The 2558-nt window shown below is 74.6% G+C and carries 1 protein-coding gene and 1 pseudogene; both read right to left on the bottom strand.

Features of this window, described 5'->3' with window-relative positions; genetic code table 11:
- The coding region (locus D8M29_RS10710) for a M1 family metallopeptidase (RefSeq protein WP_148111586.1) at positions 1-1307 on the bottom strand (1307 nt) is incomplete at its 3' end.
- Positions 1304-2558 (bottom strand): annotated as a pseudogene (locus D8M29_RS10705) (amino acid adenylation protein); the annotation flags it as partial. The pseudogene D8M29_RS10705 and the gene D8M29_RS10710, both read right to left, overlap by 4 nt.

Here is a 2558-nt window from a genome sequence, read left to right as displayed (position 1 = left end):
GTCCACGCGTCGAAGAGCTCGTCCACCTGCGCTCGGCTCACCCCGGCGTGCGGGGCCCACGCGTGCACGTGCGTGCGCAGCCCCAGGGAGTCGACGGTGCCGAACCGGTGCTCCCGCACCCAGGCGCGCAGCATGGAGCCGAAGAGGTCCGTGCCCAGCAGGTGCCGCAGCGCCTCCACGGTGAGCGCGCCGCGCTTGTACACCCAGTCCTCGAACATCTCCTCCGGCCCGGGCTCGGCCAGCGCCTGCTCCACCGGGTGCGCGGCCAGCTTCTGCCAGGCCCGCCGCGCCATCGAGGTGATGCTGGACCGCCCCGAGGCCTCGGCCCACAGCCACTCGGACCAGCAGGCGAAGCCCTCGTGCAGCCACAGGTCGGACCAGCGGCCCAGGGTCACGGCGTTGCCGAACCACTGGTGGGACATCTCGTGGGCGATCAGCCGCTCGGACTCCCACGAGCCGTCCAGGTGGTTGGTGCCGAACAGCGACATGCTCGCGGCCTCGAGCGGGATCTCGAGCTCCTCGTCGGCCACGACCGCGGTGTAGTCCTCGAATGGGTATGGCCCGTAGGCGTCGATGAACGTGGCCATCATGGCCGGCTGGGGGGCAAGGGCCCGGAGGGCCCGCTGCTCGGTCCGCGGGGAGACCACGAGGCGCAGCGGCGGCAGGCCCTCGGCGGGAGGGGCGGCGTCCACGAGCCGGTAGCGGCCGATCTGCACGCTGAGCAGGTAGGCGGGCACGCGCTGGTCGAGCCGCCACCGCCACGTGACCCGCGAGCCGCGCGTGCGCACGGGCGCGCCCACGCCGTTGGCGACGGGCAGGTAGCCCGCGTCGCAGGTGAGGGTGATCTCCGCCGTCGAGCGGGAGGTGGGGGAGTCCACGCACGGCAGCCACGTGGAGGCGCCGTGGGGCTGCCCGGCCACGAGCACGCCGTCCGTGAGCTCCTCCCAGCCGATCGTGCCCCACGGGCTGCGCCGCAGCGTGGGCGTGCCCGCGTAGACCACGGTCAGCTCCACGAGCGTGCCCTCCGGCCGGCTCTCGTCCAGGTCGACGACGAGGCGGCTCGGGGCGCGGCCCGGCTGGGTGAACGAGGAGGCGACGGCGCGGCCGTCGACGACGGCGTCCACCCGGGACACGCGCAGCCGGTACAGGTCCAGCTCGATGCGGCGGCTCTGCTTCGTCAGGCGCACGCGCAGGACGGCGGTGCCGGAGACCCGGTTCGCGGCCAGGCGCACGTCGAGGTCCAGTGCGATGTGCTCGACGGTGGCGGCGTCGGTGCCGACGCCCGGGACGTAGGGATCGGTGCTCATGCTTCCTCTCGGGAGGGGGTGGCCGCGGCGGCGGGGTCGCCGTCGGGACGACGCCACGGGGAGACCGGGTTGCCGAGCCACCACGTGCCGGCGGGCAGCTCCTCGCCGCGCATCACGAGGGACCCGGCACCGACGGTGGTGCCGCGGCCCAGGCGGGCGGCGGGCAGCACCACGGAGTGGGGGCCGAGGGTGGCGCCGTCCTCCAGGACGACGGCGTCCAGGGACATCACGCGGTCGTGGAACAGGTGGGTCTGGACGACGCAGCCGCGGTTCACGGTGGCGCCGTCGCCGAGCTCCACGAGGTCGGCCTCGGGCAGCCAGTAGGACTCGACCCAGGCGCCGTGGCCGATGCGGGCGCCCATCGCGCGCAGGAACCAGACCAGGGCGGGGGTGCCGGCCGCGGCCCGGCTGAACCACGGGGCGGCGAGGAACTCGGTGAAGGTGTCCGCGACCTCGTTGCGCCAGATGAACGAGGACCACAGCGGGTGCTCGCCCGCGCGGATCCGGCCGACGAAGACCCGCTTGGCGAGCACGGTCAGGCTCGCCGCGACCGCGCCGGCCGCGAGCAGGACGACGCCGCCCAGGACGAAGGCCAGCGCCCACGTGCCGACCGCGATGAGGGCGGCCAGCGTCGCGCCGACGGCGAGGGACAGGGCCACGTGCAGCCACACCGGGATCGCGCGCAGCAGCTCCCAGGCGGTGCGGGCGGCCTTGAGTCGGGCCGGCGGGTCGTAGGTGAGGGCGGCGTCTGCGGTGACCTCGTTGCGGCGCAGGCGCACGGGCGGGGAGCCCATCCAGGACGTGCCCGCCTTGGTCTTGGCCGGGGTGGTGGACAGCACCGCCACGAGCGAGTCGCGGCGCAGGGTGCGGCCGCCGGGCACCATGCCGGAGTTGCCCACGAACGAGCGCTTGCCGACCTTCGCGGGGGCCACGTGCATCCACCCGCCGTCGAGGGAGTAGGAGGAGACCATCGTGTCGTCGGCGAGGAACGCGCCGTCGCCCACGCGGGTCATGCAGGGCAGGAGCACCACGGTGGAGGCCTCGACGCCGCGGCCCACCTCGGCGCCCAGCAGGCGCAGCCACGTCGGCGTGAAGCGGGAGGCGTAGATCGGGAACAGCTGGTCGCGGGCGGCGACGAAGAACTCGGCGGCGTCGATCCAGGCGCTCCCGGTGGCGCCGGGGCGGTTGGGCCAGTACCAGCCCTCGGAAGCCTTCTCGTGCTGGACGCCGATCAGGCCGATGTGGTCCCAG

The sequence above is a fragment of the Micrococcus sp. HSID17227 genome, assembly GCF_003989405.1.
Classification (GTDB): Bacteria; Actinomycetota; Actinomycetes; order Actinomycetales; family Micrococcaceae; genus Micrococcus; species Micrococcus luteus.
Note: the sequence above shows the minus strand (reverse complement) of the source record. Positions and strands in the feature narration are given on the sequence as shown.